Source organism: Chitinilyticum litopenaei DSM 21440 (assembly GCF_000428145.1).
Taxonomy (GTDB): domain Bacteria; phylum Pseudomonadota; class Gammaproteobacteria; order Burkholderiales; family Chitinibacteraceae; genus Chitinilyticum; species Chitinilyticum litopenaei.
The window spans coordinates 70629-90141 of the sequence record NZ_ATZJ01000002.1 but is presented as its reverse complement, the minus strand read 5'-3'; the positions used below and the strand labels follow the sequence as shown (position 1 = coordinate 90141).

General features: G+C 62.1%; 13 protein-coding genes. 8 read left to right on the top strand and 5 right to left on the bottom strand.

The genetic code is table 11. The features are described 5' to 3' along the window. Positions 1-756: 756 nt before the first annotated feature. From C515_RS0102345 to C515_RS0102330, 4 genes are all read left to right on the top strand, one after another. A complete protein-coding gene (locus tag C515_RS0102345; protein WP_028454214.1) occupies positions 757-2826 on the top strand; it encodes a DUF2298 domain-containing protein in 2070 nt (689 codons plus the stop codon). Between the two features lie 21 nt (positions 2827-2847). Further along, positions 2848-4887, top strand: a complete 2040-nt coding sequence (locus C515_RS0102340; protein ID WP_028454213.1) for a DUF2298 domain-containing protein — start codon at positions 2848-2850, stop codon at positions 4885-4887. After that, positions 4884-5297: a GtrA family protein gene (locus tag C515_RS0102335; protein ID WP_308417116.1), complete on the top strand. Its 414-nt coding sequence runs from the start codon at positions 4884-4886 to the stop codon at positions 5295-5297. Before C515_RS0102340 ends, C515_RS0102335 begins: the two co-directional genes overlap by 4 nt. A gap of 279 nt (positions 5298-5576) precedes the next feature. Beyond that, entirely contained in the window at positions 5577-6536 is a 960-nt protein-coding gene (locus C515_RS0102330) for a glycosyltransferase family 2 protein (RefSeq protein ID WP_028454211.1), read from the top strand. Positions 6537-6947: 411 nt separating this feature from the next. Here the strand turns inward: C515_RS0102330 and C515_RS0102325 are convergent, their stop codons facing one another. Then, complete coding sequence (locus tag C515_RS0102325; protein ID WP_051304549.1) at positions 6948-8921, bottom strand: glycosyl hydrolase family 18 protein; 1974 nt, start codon at positions 8919-8921, stop codon at positions 6948-6950. A 739-nt stretch (positions 8922-9660) separates the two neighbouring features. Between C515_RS0102325 and C515_RS22905 the strand changes: the two genes are divergently transcribed. Further along, entirely contained in the window at positions 9661-11388 is a 1728-nt protein-coding gene (locus C515_RS22905) for a glycoside hydrolase family 19 protein (protein WP_081686701.1), read from the top strand. 668 nt (positions 11389-12056) lie between these two features. On the opposite strand, the gene C515_RS0102305 is transcribed toward C515_RS22905, so the two are convergent. Further along, a complete protein-coding gene (locus C515_RS0102305; RefSeq protein ID WP_028454209.1) occupies positions 12057-13370 on the bottom strand; it encodes a Na+/H+ antiporter family protein in 1314 nt (437 codons plus the stop codon). 312 nt (positions 13371-13682) lie between these two features. Between C515_RS0102305 and C515_RS0102300 the strand changes: the two genes are divergently transcribed. The 3 genes from C515_RS0102300 to C515_RS0102290 all read left to right on the top strand — a co-directional run bounded on the left by C515_RS0102300 (position 13683) and on the right by C515_RS0102290 (position 15973). Continuing rightward, positions 13683-14423 (top strand): alpha/beta hydrolase, encoded by a 741-nt coding sequence (locus C515_RS0102300; protein ID WP_158380765.1) that lies wholly within the window; start codon positions 13683-13685, stop codon positions 14421-14423. Between the two features lie 181 nt (positions 14424-14604). After that, entirely contained in the window at positions 14605-15279 is a 675-nt protein-coding gene (locus C515_RS19160; protein ID WP_051304548.1) for a MarC family NAAT transporter, read from the top strand. A 199-nt stretch (positions 15280-15478) separates the two neighbouring features. Continuing rightward, positions 15479-15973, top strand: a complete 495-nt coding sequence (locus C515_RS0102290; RefSeq protein ID WP_028454207.1) for an RDD family protein — start codon at positions 15479-15481, stop codon at positions 15971-15973. A 110-nt stretch (positions 15974-16083) separates the two neighbouring features. Here C515_RS0102290 and miaA read toward each other — a convergent pair whose 3' ends face one another. The 3 genes from miaA to C515_RS0102275 form a co-directional block, all read right to left on the bottom strand. Continuing rightward, complete coding sequence (gene miaA / locus C515_RS0102285) at positions 16084-17022, bottom strand: tRNA (adenosine(37)-N6)-dimethylallyltransferase MiaA (RefSeq protein ID WP_028454206.1); 939 nt, start codon at positions 17020-17022, stop codon at positions 16084-16086. A gap of 65 nt (positions 17023-17087) precedes the next feature. Continuing rightward, complete coding sequence (locus tag C515_RS0102280; protein ID WP_028454205.1) at positions 17088-17564, bottom strand: hypothetical protein; 477 nt, start codon at positions 17562-17564, stop codon at positions 17088-17090. Further along, positions 17551-19494 (bottom strand): B12-binding domain-containing radical SAM protein, encoded by a 1944-nt coding sequence (locus C515_RS0102275; RefSeq protein ID WP_028454204.1) that lies wholly within the window; start codon positions 19492-19494, stop codon positions 17551-17553. Before C515_RS0102275 ends, C515_RS0102280 begins: the two co-directional genes overlap by 14 nt. Positions 19495-19513 lie beyond the last annotated feature (19 nt).

Genomic DNA, 19513 nt, shown 5'->3' with positions numbered 1-19513 from the left:
TCATCTTCCTGTTTTTGCGGGGCGGCTTCTTGTAACCCCGGCATTGACCGGCAAGCTTCATCCAGAACTTGCCGACGTTTTTACACCAGCCGATTGATTGCCTTGCTTTTTATGTCCGCCCGGTTAATAAGCGGCTAATTTTGTGCGTCTTCGCTCGCCTGGTCTGGCTGCGTATATTTTGTGTAAGCAATTTGCAATCACCGGAAAAGCTATTGAATTCCTGTTTAAAGTATTTGGAATTCAAGTGCTTGTCGTTTGGTGTGGGCGTATTTTTTACAGAATGTATTTCGGCTGTCAATCATTTTGTATGCAAAAAATTTCGACTACATCCGTGATTAATTTAGAGAATTCTTATATAGCGTGCAGATGGTGCAATGCACACAAGGCGGATGGGCGCTAAATCCCTGTTGCAGCATCGTTTCATGTTGCGTTGCACCGTTGTGGTGAGTGTTTTGCACTGCTTTGGACGCCGTTGTTTTTTTGCATCCCTGCCTGCCAGGGCGCGATTTTGCTTGCGGTCACGCAGGAATGGCGCAGGACAATCCGGCTTGAATTCGCAAAGGTGAAATGGTGAACGTCACGGATTGCCGGCATACTGTCGCGTCTGGCGGAAAATTGTAAGGAAGTCTTGCTCCGGCAAATCGCTGTTACGTAGAATGGCCCGCCTCACTACATAAAATCATGCCCTTGGGCGAACATTGGCCGCGGAATGGCATTCCCGGTCCGCACCGGGTGGCGATGGAGGGAGTTGTAAGCGTGCATCTGATCTATCTCTTGCTGACGACCGCGCTCGTCCTGTTCAATCTGACCGGGCTGACGGCGGCCATGCAGCGTTGCCTGCCGGGCGGCGAGCGCGGCAGTGCCAGCTCCCGGCTGCTGGCGGTACTCTTCATCACCCTGGTGCTGTTCGCCATCGAGCATCTGCACGGTTTGGGCAGTCTGTCCTGGCTGTGGCCGCTGACCACACTGGCTTCCGGCCTGGCCATCTGGCGCTTGCGCGACTGGCGCACGCAGCGGGCGTTCTGGAGCGGCGAGCTGGTGTTCTGGCTGGCCTTTGCCTATGGCTTTGCCTGGCGCTTTGCCTTTCCCAATATTGATTCCGGTTCGGAAAAACTCACCGACCTGTATTTCATCAGCAATTACCTGGGCGGGCAGACGCTGCCGGCGGCGGATCACTGGCTGGCCGGTGGCGTGTTCGATTTCTACTATGCCTTCCAGCATTACTGCGCCGCGCTGCTCGCGCGCCTCTTCAGTCTGGAGGCCGGTCTGGCCATGAACCTGGGCTGGGCCTTGCTGATTGCCTTTCTGGCTAGCCTGGCCTGGGAGGTCGCGAGCCATTTCCTGCGCCAGCGCTGGGCCCGCGCTCTGGTGGTGGCGACCCTGTTGCTGGGCGGTAACGGGCTGGCACCGCTGATGCCGCTGATGGTCAAGGCCGACCCGCAGGTGGATGCCCGTCAGCAGGCGGTTGATCGCATCTGGGCCAGTACGCGCTTTTCCGGCATGTTCGACGAGCGGGTGAATACCCCGCTGGGCGTGGCCGTGGCTGGCGATCCGCGTGGCTATTTCTTCAAGGAAAACCGCGAGCTGCCGCTGGAAACCGTGGCCTATCTCAGCCATCTGGGCGATTATCACCCGCCGCTGGGCGGCCTGGTGCTGCTGCTGTTCACCCTGGCGCTGACCTTGCGCGGCCAGCGTCCGCAACCGGAGCAAGACCCCACTCCCGAGGAGGGGTATGTGCCCGTAGCCAAAGAGCAGAAAAGGGTGTGGGCGGATATGCTGCCGGGTATTGCGCTGGGCATGACGCCGGCGCTGGTGCTGGTGACCAATGCCTGGGTGTTTCCGCTGCAATGCCTGCTGCTGGGCTTCTGGCTGATCCACCGCCGGCACACGCTGGCCAACGAGTGGCCGGCGCTGCTCGGCGGTTTGCTGCTGGGCTTTGCCCTGATCTATCCCTTCTTCAGCCAGTTTGCTCCGGCCTCGCTGTCGGCGCCGGTGGCCTGGGTGAAGGCGGCCGACCATACGCCCTGGCGTTTTTTCCTGGCGATGCACTGGCCGCTGCTGATTCTGCTGGCACTGGGTGTGTTCATGCGGCGCCAGCAGCGCTGGGCTGGCTGGCTGGCCCTGTCGCTGGCCTTTTTGCTGCTGATGTCGGAAATGATCTATGTCGACGATCCGATGGGCGGCAAGTACGAGCGCTTCAATACCACGCTGAAGTGGTGGTCCTGGCTGTGGCCGGCGGCGCTGGTGGGTCTGGGCAGCGTCGCGCTGGCCGCGCGCGCGCTGCCGGTGCGCGTTCTGGCCATGCTAGTGATGTTCGCCTCGCTGAGCTATGCCCTGCCGATTGCGTCGTACTGGCTGCATTCGGACAAGCCCAACAAGGGACAGATGGCGGGCCACGGCTGGCTGAAGCAGGATGAAATCAGCCGCAACATGCTCACGCACCTGAAGAATTCGCCGGATGGCGTGGTGCTGGAGGCCGTCGAACATGGCGCCTATTCGGCCACCTCGGCGCTGTCGCTCAATGCCGGCAAGGGCGTGCTGCTCGGCTGGTCCGATCATGTCGCGCAATGGCGCGGGCAGCCGAGCTTCGTGACGCAGCTCACCGGCGAAGTGCGGGCCTTTTACCGTGGCCAGCTCGCCGATCCGCTGGGCTGGCTCGACAAGCACCAGGTGCGCTACATCGTCTGGACTTTCGGTGACGATGTGCGCACGGCCGGCGTGCGCCAGCAGATCAATATCCAGATCGGCCGCGACTACCACTGGCGTCCCTTCTATCAGAACGGCGGCCAGGAGGCCGGCATTTGGGAGCGCCGCAGCGCGCGCTAAGCTTTCAGAACCGAGACAACCATGAACCTGATCTATTACCTCTTTACGCTCCTGCTGTTGCTGGTGAATGTGGCGGGGCTCACGACGCTGATGAGTCGCTGGATTCCATCCTTCGCCCTGGCGCGATCGGCCGGCATTTTGCTGTTCTGCCTGCTGTTTTTCTTCATCGAGCATTTTGTCGGACTGGGCAAGCTGGCCTGGGCCTGGCCGCTGACCACGGCAGCAGCCGTCTTTCTGCTGTATGCCGAGCGCAAGCGCCTGGGTGAGCTGGCCTTCTGGCGCGCCGAGCTGGTCTTCGTGCTGGCCTTTGCCTACGGCATGGCGTGGAAGTGGGCGTTTCCGGTCATTTATCCGACCTCCGAGCGCGTCACCGACCTGTTCTTCATCGGCAACTACCTGCCGGGCGCGCAGCTGCCGCCGCTGGATCACTGGTTCCCGCCGAACAAGTTCGACTTCTACTATGCCTTCCAGCATTACGGCGCGGCCTTGATGGGGCGCATTTTCGGCATGGGCCCGGGGCTGACCTACAACGTGGCCTTTGCGCTGCTGATGGCCTTGCCGATCACGCTGGCCTGGGATTTCGCCGCGCGCTTCCTCAAGCAGGCCTGGCTGCGCTGGCTGGTGGTGCTGACGCTGACCTTCGGCGGCACCGGCGCCACGCCCTTCGTTCATCTGTCCTACAAGGCGCCGGCGAACGCCAGCGAGCAGGACATGGTCAACCATGCCAACGACGGCATGTGGGCCAGCCAGCGTTTCATCGGCCTCCTGGATCAGCGCCTGAATACCGAATTTGGTCAGCGCGTGTTCCCCAAGCAGGCCAGCCCGAGCTGGGAGCCGCGCGAGCTGCCCGGCGAGGATTTCGGTTACCAGTTCTATGTCGGCGACTATCACCCGCCACTGGGCGGCTTCTTCCTCTTGCTGCTGGCGATTGCCGCCATCGGAGCCATTGAGACGGCAAGGCCGGCGAGGCGCGCGGAAGACGGCGGCGTGGCAGAGCCGGCTGAATCGACCTTTGTGTATGAGGCGCTGCTGGCGCTCACCGTGCCGGTGATGATCGCCACCAACACCTGGACCTTCCCGCTGCAGGGGGCGCTGGTGCTGGGCTGGATCGCCTGGCGCTACATGAATCGCCAGCCGCCGAACTGGGCGGCGCTGCTGGCGGGCGGCATTGGCGGCTTCCTGCTGCTGTACCCCTTCCTGGCCGGTTTTACCGCCAAATCGCTGGCGACGCCGATCAAGCTGGTCGAATCGTACAACCACACGCCGCTGATGCAGTTTATCGCCGTGCACTGGCCCATCCTGCTGTTTGCCGCCCTGGGCGTGTGGCAGAAGGAAACGCGCCGCATTGCGCTGCTGTTCTCGGTGGTGTTCCTTGGTTTGCTGGCGATTTCGGAAATCATCTACGTCGACGATCCGACCGGTGGCCGTTACGACCGCACCAATACCACGATGAAGTGGTGGGGCTGGATCTGGACCGGCGCCTCGGTGGCGATGAGTGTCACCCTGCTGATGAGCGCCAAGAAGTGGGTGCGCTGGGTGACGGTGGGCTCGCTGCTCTTGATCAATATCTACGCCTACGATGTGGCGCGCTACTGGATCTACACCGGCAAGGGCGATCTGGGCAAGCTGCACGCGCATGGCCTGTACACGCGCGACGCCACGGTGCGTGACATGTTCCGCTACCTGGAAAAGGCGCCCTATGGCATCGTGCTGGAAAACTGGTATGGCGACGCCTACACCGATTCGGGCATTTATGCGGTGTTTGCCGTGAAGCCCAATCTGCTGGGCTGGCCATCGCACCTGATGACCTGGCACGGCAGTGTCGGCCAGGCCTGGGCGCTGAAGGAACAGATCCGCCAGTTCTACGCCGGCACCTTGCCCAATGCGTCCGACTGGCTGCTCGCCAACAAGGTTGAATACATCGTCTGGAATTACCGTGACCACAATGCCGTGCCCGGCGCCTGGGCGCTGGTCAATCAGGCGATTGGCGGCCAGTATGCGTGGATTGAGTTCCAGGGCAATCCGGACCAGCGCGTCGGCCTGTGGGTACGTCGCCCATGATCAAGGGGGGTATGTCGCCAGGGCTCAAGCAGTTCTTGCGGTTCGCGCTGGTAGGTGGGGTGGGTACCCTGGCACAGTATGCGGTGCTGTTTGTCGGTGCCGATGTGCTGGGCTGGCGCCCCGATCTGGCTTCGGGGCTGGGCTATCTGCTGGGCTCGGTGGTGAACTACCTGCTGAATTACCATTTCACCTTCGCCAGCAGCAAGAGTCATCTGGAGGCTGCCAGCAAGTTCTACGTGATCGCCGGCTCAGGTTGGCTGCTCAATACCGGGCTGATGTGGCTGCTGGCCACCCAGCTGGTCTGGCCGCACTGGTGGGCGCAACTGCTGGTCACCGGCATCTGCCTGTTCTGGAATTTTGCCGGCAGCAAGCTCTGGGCGTTTCGCCACCAGCCCGCTGCCGGGCGCTGAAAAATTGAATCACAGAAGGGAGCATGCCTGGTCTGCTCTGTGACCTCTGTGTCTCTGTGGTAAATCTGGTCTTGATTAGGTAGCCAGCTCAGTAACTCGTCATGCCGGCGAAAGCCGGCATCCAGAGCGCCGCTAGAAAACGCATTATCGCTGGATTCCCGCTTTCGCGGGAATGACGAATTGTTCTTTGCTGAGGTAGCTGCCTAATCAGGAATCTGCTTTGCAATAACGGGTTTGTAATAACAATAAGGCCGCATGGCCATGGATGGAGTTGAAGAGATGACCAAACCGCTGCTTTCCGTCGTGGTGCCGGCCTACAACGAAGAGGCCGTGCTCGGCGTGTTCTACGAGCGCATGAGCGCGCTGTTCGACGAGTTGCCCGATTACCGCTGCGAAATGATCTTTGTGAATGACGGCAGCCGTGACCGCACGCAGGCCATCATCGACGGTTTCTGCGAGCGCGACGCGCGCGTGGCGAGTGTCAACCTGTCGCGCAATTTCGGCAAGGAAATCGCCATGACGGCCGGTTTCGATCATGCCAGCGGCGATGCGGTGATCGTGATCGACGCCGACCTGCAGGACCCGCCCGAGCTGATTCACGACTTCATCCGCGAATGGCGCGCGGGTTACGACATTGTCTATGCCAAGCGTACGCACCGCGATGGTGAAACCTGGCTGAAAAAGGCCACGGCCAGTGCGTTCTACAAGGTCATGGACAAGGTTTCCGGCAAGGTGAAAATCCCGCGCGACGTCGGCGACTATCGCCTGATGAGCCGCCGCTCGGTCGACGCGCTGCTGCAGTTGCGCGAGCAACACCGCTTCATGAAGGGCCTGTTCGCCTGGGTGGGCTTTCCGTCCAAGGCCATCGAATACCGCCGCGACCCGCGTGCGGCCGGCGAAACCAAGTTCAATTACTGGAAGCTGTGGAATTTCGCGCTCGAAGGCATCACGTCGTTTACCATCGCACCGCTGAAGATCGCCACCTACATCGGCATTTTCACGGCCTTCTCGGCCTTTCTGTTTGGCCTGTGGATCATCGGCAAGACACTGTTTCTCGATCACGACCTGCCCGGCTATCCCTCGCTGATGGTTACCGTGCTCTTCCTGGGCGGCATCCAGCTCTTCTTCATCGGCGTGCTTGGTGAGTACCTGGGGCGCATCTTTGGCGAAACCAAGCAGCGCCCGCTGTATTTCACCCAGGGCCACCACCCTTCGCGCATCAGCAGCGAGCCGCACTGAGCCGGATCACCCGGACGCCAGCCAAACAAAACCCTCTCCAGTGGAGAGGGTTTTGTTTGGCTGATCATGCCCCTGTTTCAGGAGGCACGGCGTCAGCGTCTCGGGCACTGTGTTCACCGGTGTCTGCATCGTGACCTTGGGTATATGCGTGCAGCCATTGCTCATCATGGGCCTTGATGAATAACCCGATTGGGTATGGTGGTGGCCCGCATGACGAACCCTGACTGGAAAGCCTGCTCGGTACACGGAAGAGTCATAAGCGGCTGATGAATCATGCCTTGCTGCAGCGGCGGCCCAATCCGGTATGCCTGTGGCGCAAGCGACGCTGCAACCCGGTTCCGGGGCAGAGCCAAGAAAAAACCCTCCCGTTGCCAGGAGGGTTTTCTGAAGCAAGCCGTCTGCCGGGGCAGATTACTTGACCTTGGCCATTTCCTTGGTCAGTTCGGCATCCGGCGTGTCGCCGTCGAGCGACCAGCTGAACAGGCCACCCAGGTTGTTGTCACGCACGTACTGGGCACGCAGCGCGATGTCGGCCGGGGTGTCATAGCTCCACCAGTTGTTGCCGTCGAACTTGTAGGACTGCTTGGTCACCGGGTGGTAGTACAGCTTGCCCGGAGCGTTCTTCAGTACCTTGTAGTCCTCGATACCGGTTTCGTAAGTACCCTTGGCACCACCGGTAGCCTTCTGGTACAGACCGTCGCCGTTCGGGCCCGGCTGTACGCCGGTCCAGCCGCGGCCATACTTGGCTACACCCACCACCAGCTTGTTCGCCGGTACGCCGCCCTTGAGCAGCAGCTGGATGGAGTCATTGGTGTTGTACCAGGACACCAGGCTGCGCTGGCCAGTCTTCGGGTCGATGTATTGCGGGTTGTTCGGGTCGGCATACAGGTGCGACTGGAAGTCGGTCGGACCTTGTGCGGCCCAGGCGCCGTTGTAGTCGTAGTTCATGACGTTGATCCAGTCGAGGTACTTGTGGTACTCGCTGGTTTCGGTCTGCTCGATCTTGTCCTTGCCTGCGCCGATGGCGACGGTCAGGCCGTAGTGCTTGCCGTTGGTGCTGCCGATAGCGTTCAGCTGGTCACGGAATTCCTTCAGCAGCAGCGTGAAGTTCTTCTTGTCGTCCGGCGAAACGGTGTTGTACGGCTGGCCAACTACACCCGGGAATTCCCAATCGATGTCGATGCCGTCGAAGATGTTGGCCGCTGCGCCCGGACCACCGGCATTGGAGCCGTTGTCGAACGGCACATTGCCCTTGATGTAGGTATCGATACAAGAACGTACCAGCTGCTTGCGCAGCGCATCGGTCTTGGCCGCGTTGGAGAACCACTTGGACCAGGTCCAGCCGCCCAGGGAGATATAGATCTTCAGGTGCGGGTACTTGGCCTTCAGCTTCTTGAGCTGGTTGAAGTTGCCCTTCAGAGGGCCTTCCTTGCCATTGCGCGGATCATCCCAGGCGAAGCCCCACTCGTCGGCCTTGCCGTCGACCGATTGCGCGGCGGAAACGCCACGCTGGTAATCAGCCCAGGAGTCGCCGCCGGTAGCTGCACCCGGTGCGTTCGGGTCGGTGGCGCCCGGCTCCAGCTTGTTCACGCCAACATCACACTCGTAACCACCGTTCTTCTGGTAGATATTGCCGAAGGCGTAGTTGATGAAGGTCAGCTTGGCTGCGGCGCCGCTGGTGTCGACATCCTTGACCTGATAGTTGCGGCCATACACACCCCACTGGGTGAAGTAGGAGCCGACCTGACGTGCGGACGGTTCGCCCGGAGTCGGGGTAACGGTCGGAGTGGCAGTCGGTGTCGGGGTGGCCGTTGCCGTCGGAGTGGCGGTCGGCGTAGCTGTTGCCGTCGGAGTGGCCGTCGGTGTTGCGGTAGCCGTCGGAGTCGCAGTCGGCGTAGCAGTGGCCGTCGGGGTAGCCGTCGGTGTCGGGGTAGCGGTCGGGGTGGCCGTCGGCGTTACAGTCGTGCCGCCGCACGGGCCCAGATCCTTCCATACGCCCCAGTCGCCGGACTTGCTCGGGTCGTCGCCCTGGGTCCACCACTTGGCTTCATAGTTGCGGCCGTTGAAGGTTACGCGGCTGGCGGCCGGGTAAGCGGTGGCGGCAGCGTAGGTCACATAGCAAGCGCCCGGAGTCGGGGTGACGGTGCCAGTCGGGGTCGGGGTGGCGGTCGGGCTGGTTGTCGCGCCTACCAGCTTCCAGGCGCCCCACTGGTTGGAGCCCGGAGCTTCACCCTGGGTCCACCACTTGGCTTCCCAGGTTTGGCCCTGATAGTTGACTTGCGCGCCGGCGGTGTAGGCGGTGCCGGACTGCCAGTCGGCAGCAAAGGCGCTCACGCAAACGAATGCCAAGGCTGCGGGCAGTGCAGCCAGTCGGAACATTTTCATCTCGAACTTCCTCATCTTCCGTGTGTTTGGGCCCCCGGGCGGGAGCCGTTCAACTGTGGGCCGGGTTTTACCGGTCCCTTCTTATGCGCACACAAACGGCTCTTGGGGGTCGGCCCGTGCAGTCTAGCGGGGACACTGCTGCGGGCATGACGAGCTCTTGCTGGTGACTATCAGATCAGGACGCTGGCGTTCTCGCGGGGTAGGCGGACGCTTTTTGTTACGTCTTGCCGGTAGGCGAGGTGGAATTTTTCACGTTTGCCGGTACTTGTCAATTTTCGTTACGAATTTTTTGTAAGCAAAGTGGCGTACGCAACACCGCGCTGGCAGGGCATATTGACCGAATGCGGGCTTTGTGGCCTTTTTGTGGCTAGGTTGATGATTTTATTGAATAAAATGCGAACGTTATTTTTGAAAATTATCATTTTCTTATTTGGTGGGTGGCCCGGGCTGGTCTGATCGTTTTCAGGCAAAAAACCACTTGCCGTGCCGGGGTAAATGCCGTTTGTAAGTAACTGTTGACGGGCCACTACAAGCTGATACCATTGGCGCCAGTGTGGTCTAGTAGGCGCTATCCGAATACATGATGCGCAATGTCCGGCAAAGACCGGGCCATAACACTGCATAGTCCGACCAGTCACACACTCCCATCAGCAATGCCGGTTCGCGGGCACCGGAAACCCGCGATAGGGGCGCCTGCCGGCGCCCGCGGCAATACGATCCGGACATGGAGTGTGAGAAGATGACTCGAATCAAACTGTCGGCGCTGGTCGCCGGACTGTTCCTCAGTGCGTCCGTTTTCGCTGCGGAATGGAATGCCAGCAGCGTATACACCGCTGGCCAAACCGCCACCTACCAGGGCAAGACCTGGAAAGCCAAGTGGTGGACGCAGGGCGAAGTGCCGGGATCCCAGCAATGGGGCGCCTGGGCGGAAGTAAGTGGTTCGGCCACGCCGACCCCGACCGCCACGCCGACGGCGAAACCCACCGCAACGCCCACGGCCACGCCGACTCCGACACAACAGCCGACAGCAACGCCGACTCCGACCGCGACTCCCACGGCCACCCCGACTCCGACCCAGAAGCCGACGGCCACGCCGACGCCAACCGCTACTCCGACCGCCACACCGACCGCCACGCCGACGCTCGCTCCGACCCCGACGCCGCCGGTGGGTACCGTGCCGTGCGAACCGGGCTGGAATGCCGGCACGGCCTACCAGGGCGGTGCGAAAGTGTCCTATCTCGGCAGCAATTTCAGCGCCAAGTGGTGGACGCAGGGCAATGAGCCGGCTCTGGGCGGTGTCTGGGTGAATAGTGGTGCGTGCACCGGTGGTTCGACCGGCGGTGGTGGTTCGACCACACCGACACCGGCGCCGGGCGGCGTACCGACCAAGGCCGAAGCCGAAGCCTATGCGGCAACGCTCACCAACTCCGACATCTTCCGCAAGGTGAAGGCCTCCGTGCGCACCCTGCCCAATAGCGTGGTCGAGGCCGTGGCGCCCGGCAAGACGAGCAATCCGGAGAATGTAAAACGCGTCGAGGCGCTGGTGTCGCAGCAGAAGTTCGACTACTTCTTCCAGGTGCGCAACCCGTCCTACACCTACACCGGCTTCCTGCAGGCCGTCGCCAAGTTCCCGGCCTTCTGCGACACCTATGCCGATGGTCGCAACAGCGACGAAATCTGCCGCCGTTCGCTGGCCGCGATGTTCGCGCACTTCGCGCAGGAAACCGGTGGTCACAGCGTCGTCGAGTTCGGCATCCCGGAATGGCGCCAGGCGCTGGTGCACGTGCGCGAACTGGGCTGGACCGAAGGCATGTCCGGCTACAACGCCGAGTGCAACGACCCGGTCTTCAACAAGACCTGGACCTGCGGCAAGCTGCCGGATGGCAAGTTCAAGGGTTACTTCGGCCGTGGCGCCAAGCAGCTGTCGTACAACTACAACTACGGCCCGTTCTCGCAGGCCATGTTCGATGGTGACCAGTTCAAGCTGCTGAACAATCCGGAGCTGGTGGCCGATACCTGGCTGAACCTGGCCTCTGCCGTGTTCTTCTTCATCTATCCGCAACCGCCGAAGCCCTCGATGCTGCACGTGATCGATGGTACCTGGGTGCCGAACGACTTCGACAAGTCGCGTCAGCTGGGTAACGACTTCCCGACCACCATCCAGATCATCAACGCCGAGTGCCAGGACAGCCCGACCAAGGCCGCCGCGCAAAACCGCATTGATTACTACACCGAGTTCTCCCGCGAGCTGGGTTGGGACATCAAGAAGGAATCGATGAAGTGCGCCGGCATGGGCCGCTTCGACGGCGGTTCGTCGGCTGCGTTCAACATCTACTGGGAAAAGGACTGGAAGGTTGGCGGCGAGAACAAGTGCCAGCTGGTCAGCTACCAGACCCCGTACAACGCGCTGATCGACGGTCAGTACACCAAGTGTGTGGAAAGCAACTGGGGTGTGACGCTGAAGTAAGCACCACGTCCGCATGAAAAACGGGAGGCGATGGCCTCCCGTTTTTTTCATGGGTATGTGCCGTTTGCCCATGTTGGTAAATGGCTCCAGCGATATACACTTGGCTGCTCCGCAAATGCCTGGGCAAGCACCACCGCAGACCGGCGGGTCCGCTGTGTCAGCGGATCAAAGAAAGCCCAGACCCTCCTCGTTGCCGGGACTCGCTTGGCAAGGCATCTCGGCAAACCCCAAATCAACCACAGCGACACAGAGAAATGCGGGAGCACGTCATCGGTATTTCTGATCGGGTAGCTACCTCAGCAAAGAATACTTCGGCCTTCCCGCGTCCCACGGGGTTTTCCTATGGACAAAGCGGGAATCGAGCGGCAATGCCTGTTCAAGCAGCGCTCTGGACGCCGGCTTTGAGCGTAGGGAATCCCGGTGGAACGCCGGCATGCCATGTTGCTGTGCTGGCTGCCCAATCAGGTCGGCATTTCTCAGGTTTTGTTTCCTCGATGTTTCTGTGCCTCGGTGGTTCAAGCGCCTTTTGTGGTTTGCCGAGCAGAACGTCCAATCAGCTGCCGGCAAACGCGGGAAAGAAAAAGCGGATGGCCGTGCCATCCGCTTGATACATCGGCTTGTATATGCCTGCAGCCATTTTCATGCATTGGCTGCAGGCATATACCCGATTACAAAACCATTGCCGCAATCCAGCCGAAGACCAGCAGCGGGATGTTGTAATAGAGGAAGGTCGGCACCACGGTATCCCACACGTGGTCGTGCTGGCCGTCGACGTTGAGGCCGGAGGTCGGGCCGAGTGTCGAGTCCGATGCCGGCGAGCCCGCGTCGCCCAGGGCGCCGGCGACGCCGACGAGGCAGACGATGGCGATGGGTGAAAAGCCCAGCTGCATCGCCAGCGGCACGAAGAGCGTGGCGATGATGGGAACGGTGGAGAACGACGAGCCGATGCCGAGTGTGACGATCAGCCCCACCAGCAGCATCAGCAGCGCGCCCAGCGCCTTGCTGCCACCGACAAAGGCCACCGAATGCTCGACCAGCCGCGCCACGTCGCCGGTCGCCTTCATCACCTCGGCAAAACCGGATGCCGCGATCATGATCAGGCCAATCGTCGCCATCAGCTTCATGCCGCTGGTGAACGTCGTGTCGGCACGGCGCCAGTCCACCGCGCCGCCGGCGACGCACAGCGCGAAGCCGGCCAGCGCGCCCAGCAGCATCGAATCCAGCCACAGCTGCACGGCGAAGGTGGCGACCACCGCGATGGCGGCAACGGCCAGCGAGCGCGGCGTGTAGCGGCGCTCTGTCCGTTCGACTTCGGCAAGCTTGCCCAGATCGTAGTCGCGCGGCTTGCGGTAGCCGACAAACACGGCGAGCAGCAGGCCGGCCAGCATGCCCAGCGCCGGAATCAGCATCGCATGCATCACGTCCAGCCCGGCGACACTCAGCCCGGCCTTTTCGATATTGCCCAGGAGGATCTGCTTGAGGAAGATTTCGCCAAAGCCGAGTGGCAGCCACATATACGGCGTGATCAGGCCGAAGGTGAGGATGCACGCGACCATGCGGCGGTCCACCTTGAACAGCGTGAGCGTGTACAAGAGCGGCGGCAGCATCAGCGGGATGAAGGCGATGTGGATGGGCAGCAGGTTCTGCGAGGCGATCGCCATGGCGAGCACGGCCAGCAGGATGCCCCATTTCACCCGGGCGCCTGCGCCCTGGCGCTTGACCAGCACGGCGAGCCGATCGGCCAGCGCGTGCGGCAGGCCCGATTCGGCCAGCGCCATCGCAAAGGCGCCCAGCAGCGCGTAGGAAAGCGCAACCCCCGCGCCGCCGCCCAGCCCGCCCTGGAAGGCCTTCAGCGTGTCGGCCATGCTCAGCCCGCCGGCGATGCCGCCAACGACGGCGCTGACAATCAGGCTGATGACGACATTGATGCGCAGCAGCGACAGGCCCAGCATCAGGGCAACGGCAAGCAGGACGGCATTCACGGCGGTTTTCCCGGGAGCTTGTATAAAGCGCTACTGTACGGCTTTTGTTTCCCCTTGCTTATCGGGAGTTTCCTCAGCGTTGCGGCTTGGCAAGCCATTCCCGGCAAACAGCGAAACCAGAGAGAGCCACAGAGACTGGGAGGGCTCCGAGCAAGCAAAACCCGGAAAGATGCCCATGACCCGTGCCCGCTTTTGCCGGTGCCCGGCCTGCATGCACGGCATGGCGTGCGCGCAACAATGCTGCTTGCGGACAAATCCGCCCCGTCGGGCCGGTGTAGGATGGTGCGTCGCAACATCACAGAGACCAAGCCCGTGACCCATCTCGAACTGGACTGGAATGGCATCCCGCTGATCGGTTCGGCCGATGTGCCGCCTGACGCCAGGCAGGCGCTGCTGCTGCTGCACGGTTTTACCGGCAACCGGCTGGAATTCACCTATTTCTTTGTCGCACTGGCGCGCCGACTGGCCGAACACGGCATAGCCACCTTCCGCTTCGACTTTCCAGGCTGTGGCGAGAGTGGCGGCGCGTTTGCCGACATCACGCTCGCGCAGCAGGCGGCGGTGACGACCTTTTTGCTGCGCGAGCTGGCACAGCGTCATCCGCAACTGGGCTGGCATCTGTGCGGCTTCAGCATGGGCGGACGCGCCGCCATGCTGGCCGCGCCGCACAGCCCGGTTCCGCTGCGCTCGCTGAGCCTGATCGCGCCGGCGCTGAATCTGCGCGAGGTGGTCGAGGCCGCCGCCGCCCAGGGCGTGGCGCTGGCCGATGGCAGCTGTGATTTCCTGGGCATGCCGATCGGACAAGCGCTGCGGCAGGAGCTGGCCGCGCTCGATCCGCTGGCCGGCGTCGAGCGCATCACGCTGCCGGTGCTGGTCATCAGCGGCGGCGCCGATGCGGCCGTTCCCGCCGATACGGCGCTGCCGCTTTTGGCGCGGCTGCCGCAGGCCGAGCGGCTGCTGCTGGACGCGGCGGACCATGTCTTCACCCGCTGCAGCTGGCGGCGCGAACTGGCCGACGCGCTGGCAGGATGGTTGCAGCGGCATGTCTTGTGATAGTGCTGGGTATGTCTCTGTAGCCTTTTATATATAAGGGTTGCAGGAATATACCTGTTGCTTGATATTTGGCATGTTGCGCTTGCCATTTGTGCGCAATGCAGGGTTTTTCCAGTGGCGACACTGCTGTGTGCGGTGCAGAATGCCATGGACCGACCCGGACGATTCAGAAGGAAGCGCGATGCTGCTGGCCATCCTCACCACCGTCTTCGGCACGCTGATGGCGCTGCTGCCGATCTGCAATCCGCTGATCACCGTCGGCGTGCTGCCCGGGCTGACCGCGCATCTGTCAGAAGAAGAGCGCGATCGCCAGGTGAAGCGCGCCTGCTATTTCATGGCCGGCATCCTGACGACCTTTCTGCTTGCCGGCGCGCTGATCATGGATTTCTTCAGCATTTCCATCCCGGGCCTGCGCATCGCCGGCGGGATGATCGTCAGCTTCATCGGCTTTCGCATGCTGTTCCCGCAGGAAAACCAGAGCGCGCTGACCAATGCCGCCGAAGTGGAGGTGCACAGCAAGAACGACATCTCGTTCACGCCGCTGGCGATGCCGTTCCTGTCCGGCCCCGGCTCGATTGCCGTGGTGATCTCGATGTCGTCCGGCCTGCACGCGCAGAACGACATGCCGCTTTTGCTCGGCTACGCCAGCGTGGTCGCCGGCATCGCGCTGACCGCGTGGATTTCGTGGCTGACGCTGCGCGCCTCGACGCCGCTGTACCGCATTCTTGGCGAAAACGGCATCAATGCGGTGGTGCGCATCATGGGTTTTTTCCTGATCTGCATCGGCGTGCAGTTCTTCATCAACGGCGTGAGCAATCTGCTGCACGACCCGGCCTTCATGCCGCAGCGGCGCTAGGCTCTGTTGATGTGCTGTTTGTGCTGTCCGTTTGCAGCATCAACCGAACCTGGCCTGGACGGTTGATCTGGCCCGACCCGCATGTCGGCATGGCACAGCCGGTTTGTTGCGTTTTTCCACCAAAATACTGACTATTTGCTGACTTCAATATTTTTTGCTTGTATTGTTTTTGACTCTTTTCACCAATGCAGGTCATACCATGAGTCAAAATCCCTACGCTGCACCGCAGTCGGATCTGAGCATCTCTGAAAGCGATCAACTGGCCAGTCGTGGCTCCCGTCTTGGCGCGGCCTTGCTTGATGGCCTGGTGGTCGGCATGATTGTGTTTGCCCCCCTGATTATCTGGGGTGAGTCGCAGGCGCTGGCCTGGATCGGCTCGACATCGGAATGGCTGCTGACACCGCTGTTCATCATGCTGGGCTTGCTGGCCTTTCTGCTGCCCAACGGCTATCTGCTTGCCAAGCATGGCCAGACCGTTGGCAAGCGTGTGGCCAAGATCAAGATCGTGGGTCTGGATGGCAAGCCGCTGCCCTTTATCAAACTGGTGTTCATGCGCTACGGCATCATGCAGAGTCTGGGTTCCTTGCCCTTTATCGGCTGGGCGTTCACCCTGATGAATGTCGCAACGATTTTCCGTCCGGATCGCCGCTGTATGCACGACATGCTGGCTGGCAGCAAGGTCGTGAAGTGCTGAGCGTGTGCCCAGCTGCCTGATGCCTGGCCGCTGCAAGACACAAAAAAGCCGCAGGTATATGCCTGCGGCTTTTTGCATTCATGGGTTGTGGGCTGATGCGACCGAGCGTATCAGCGCGCAAGGGCGCTGATCCTTGTCGCGATTTCTTGTGGCACGCCGTCGGCCAGGCAGTCGATGCGCTCGACGTCGTCCATGCCGCGCAGCCAGGTCAGCTGGCGCTTGCACAGCTGGCGCGTGGCGACGATGCCGCGATAGCGCATTTCCGCCTGGTCGTACTGGCCATCCAGATGCTCCCAGGCCTGGCGGTAGCCGACGCAGCGCATCGATGGCAGATCCAGCGACAGCGTGTATTGCCGGCGCAAGGCGCTGACTTCGTCAAGCAGGCCGTTCTGCAGCATCAGATCGAAGCGCAACGCGATGCGCTCGTGCAGCACCGCGCGATCCGATGGCTCCAGCGCGATTTTCAGCAAGCGGTAGGGCAGCGGCGCGGCGCCGGGTTCGGCCAGGATTGCCGACATCGGCCTGCCAGCGAGCAGGCAGATTTCGATGGCGCGCTCGATGCGTTGCGAGTCGGTGGGCTTGAGCCGCGCCGCCGTTGCCGGGTCAAGTATCGCCAGTTTCGCGTGCAGATGCGGCCAGCCGTGTTGCGCGGCCTCGGCCTCCAGCTCGGCGCGCAAGGCGGCATCGCCCTGCGGCAGGTCGTGGATGCCGTGTTGCAGCGTGTTGTAGTAGAGCATGGTGCCGCCGACCAGCACCGGAATCTTGCCGCGTGCGCTGATCTCCGCCATCAGCCGCAGCGCGTCGTCGCGAAACTGCCCGGCCGAGTAGCTGTCCTCGGGGCTGATGATGTCGATGAGCCGATGTGGCGCGCGCGCGAGTTCGTCCGCTGTCGGCTTGGCCGTGCCGACGTTCATGTCGCGGAACACCAGCGCGGAGTCGACCGAAATCAGCTCGACGGGCAGGCCGGATTCGACAAGATGGATGGCGGCAGCGGTCTTGCCCGAAGCGGTCGGGCCCATCAGGAAGACGGCAGGGGGCAGTGTGGGCATGAGGGCGGTGTGCAGGGTCAGGGGCTGGGGAGGGTGGGGCCGGCAAGTATAACGAGGCGTCCCGATCACGGCGATGGCGGCGGATTGTCGGCGTGCGACAGGCTCTCGGCGAGCCAGGCCTGTGCCGCTTCGGCCTCTTCGAACCACTGAAAGCGCAAGCCCTGGCGGGCATAGATGCCTGCAAAGATGCGCTTCATCAGTACCCGGCCTTCAACCTCGGGACCGACGACAAAGGCGACCGCAAGGCTGGCCAGCCCCAGGCGGTTCTGCTCGGCCAGTGAGCTTTCCAGCGCGGCCAGCGCTTCCGGCGTGCCGGCAATGCTGCCGGTGAATTGCGCGAGGATGGCGAAGGGGCCGCGTGCGGCGACGCTGGCCATCAGCTCGCGGTCAGCGGCATCGAGCGCGATCAGGAATTCCAGATTGAAGGGGCCGGTGGCGCGGTAATGCAGGATTTGCCCCGTCGCCCAGACTTCGACCTTGCCGTGCGGCTGGAACGCGCCCAGTCCGTCGGAGTGCAGCGTGCGACGTTCATCGTGGCTCATGGCGACCTCCGCCGTGTTGCGCGTCGAGTGCGCGGGCGATGAAGTGGCGCGCCACGCGCGGTTTCGGAATGCGTTCATCGACAAATTCGGCAAACCAGCCGCGCACGTCGTCATCCAGACACAGCCCGTGCATGTAATTGTAGAGCGCCTTGTTGAGCGCGCGACCGAGTGCATCGTGATCAACGCCGGTCGGGTCGATGAAGCCGACGTCGTTGGTGGCGAAGGTGATTTCCGGCAGCGGGATCAGCTGCACGCCGTATTCTTCCGGGTTCTTGCCGACCGGCGAATGCACGGTGCAGGCAAAGCGGTGGAAAAAGCCCGACTGGATGCAGCCCTCGGCAAACAGCTGCCGCACATACTCCAGCGCATCGACGGTATCGTGCAGCGTCTGCGTAGGAAAGCCGTACATCAGGTAGGCGTGTACCAGAATGCCGGCCTGCGAGAAGCCGGCGGTGACGCGCGCGACCTGTTCGACCGACACGCCTTTTTTCATCAGCGTAAGCAAGCGGTCACTGGCGACTTCCAGTCCGCCGGAAATGGCGATGCAGCCGCTGTCCGCGAGCAGCTGGCACAGCTCGGGCGTGAACGATTTTTCGAAGCGGATATTGCCCCACCACGAAATCGTCACGCCACGGCGCAGCAGTTCCTCGGCCAGCGCCTTGAGCATTTTTGGCGGCGCCGCTTCGTCGACGAAGTGAAAACCCGTTTGCCCCGTCTCGGCGATGATGGCTTCGATGCGGTCGACCAGAATCTCGGCCGACGCCGTTTCGTAGCGCGAAATGTAGTCGAGCGTGATGTCGCAGAAGCTGCACTTCTTCCAGTAGCAGCCATGCGCGACGGTCAGCTTGTTCCAGCGCCCGTCGCTCCACAGCCGGTGCATGGGGTTGAGCATGTCCAGCAGTGACAGGTAGTCGTGAATCGGCAACCCGTCCCAGGTCGGCGCGCCCCATTCCTCGAAGGGTACGTCGGGCTCGGGGAAGTTGATGTAGCGGACCTTGCCGTTCTCTCGAACAAACGTGCGAACCAATCGCTCGGCACTGCGTTTGCCTTGCAGGTGGTCGATCAGCGCCAGCAGCGGGCGTTCGCCCGAATCCAGCGTGACGAAGTCGAAATAATCGAAGACGCGGGCTTCTTTCAGCTCGCGCAGCTCGGTATTGGCAAAGCCGCCACCCAGCGCGATCCTGATCTGCGGGTGGTTTGCCCTGATCGTCTGCGCGATGCGAAACGCGGCGTACACCGCGCCGGGGAAGGGTACCGAGAGCAGAACCAGATCGGGCTGGTGGCGCGTAATCGTTGCGAGCGTCAGTGCAGCCAGTTCGCGGTCGATCAGGTTGGCCGGCGCGGCCAGCGCGCAAGCCAGCGGCTCGAAGGTCGGCTGGCTGATGGCCAGCGATTCGGCGTAGCGCACGAACTCGAAGCGTTCATCGATGCCGTCGCGCAGCACGTCGGCAAGGTCGTTCAGATACAGCGTCGCCAGATGGCGGGCGCGGTCGTGCGTGCCCAGCGCACCGAAGGCCCAGGCCAGCGGATCTTGCTGATCGTCGATGGTATAGGCGTCCACCGCTGCGAAGCGCGGGCCTTCGGGCAGGAAGGTCCGGCTGACGATGCGGTGCGCCAGTGTGGTATCGCGCCCTTGCAGGAAGGCGATCACCGGCGCGATGGTGCGCTGGTAGTGTTCGTAATGGTGGATGAAGGAGCGCAGCGCCGGGCTGCGCTGCTTCTTCGGAATGTCGAGCACCGCGTCGAGCACGCGCGCAAGGCCGTCCTTTGACAGCAGCCGCAGCACCAGCGCCAGTGCCAGATCTTCCTGTTCCGAGGGTATGCCTCTGGAGCGCAAGAAGCCGGTGATGTAGGCGGTAGATGGGTAGGGGGTATTGAGCTGCGTCATCGGCGGGATGAGCGACAGCACGCGCAATCTGGGTTCTGACATGGCTTCGGGCATGGCGGCG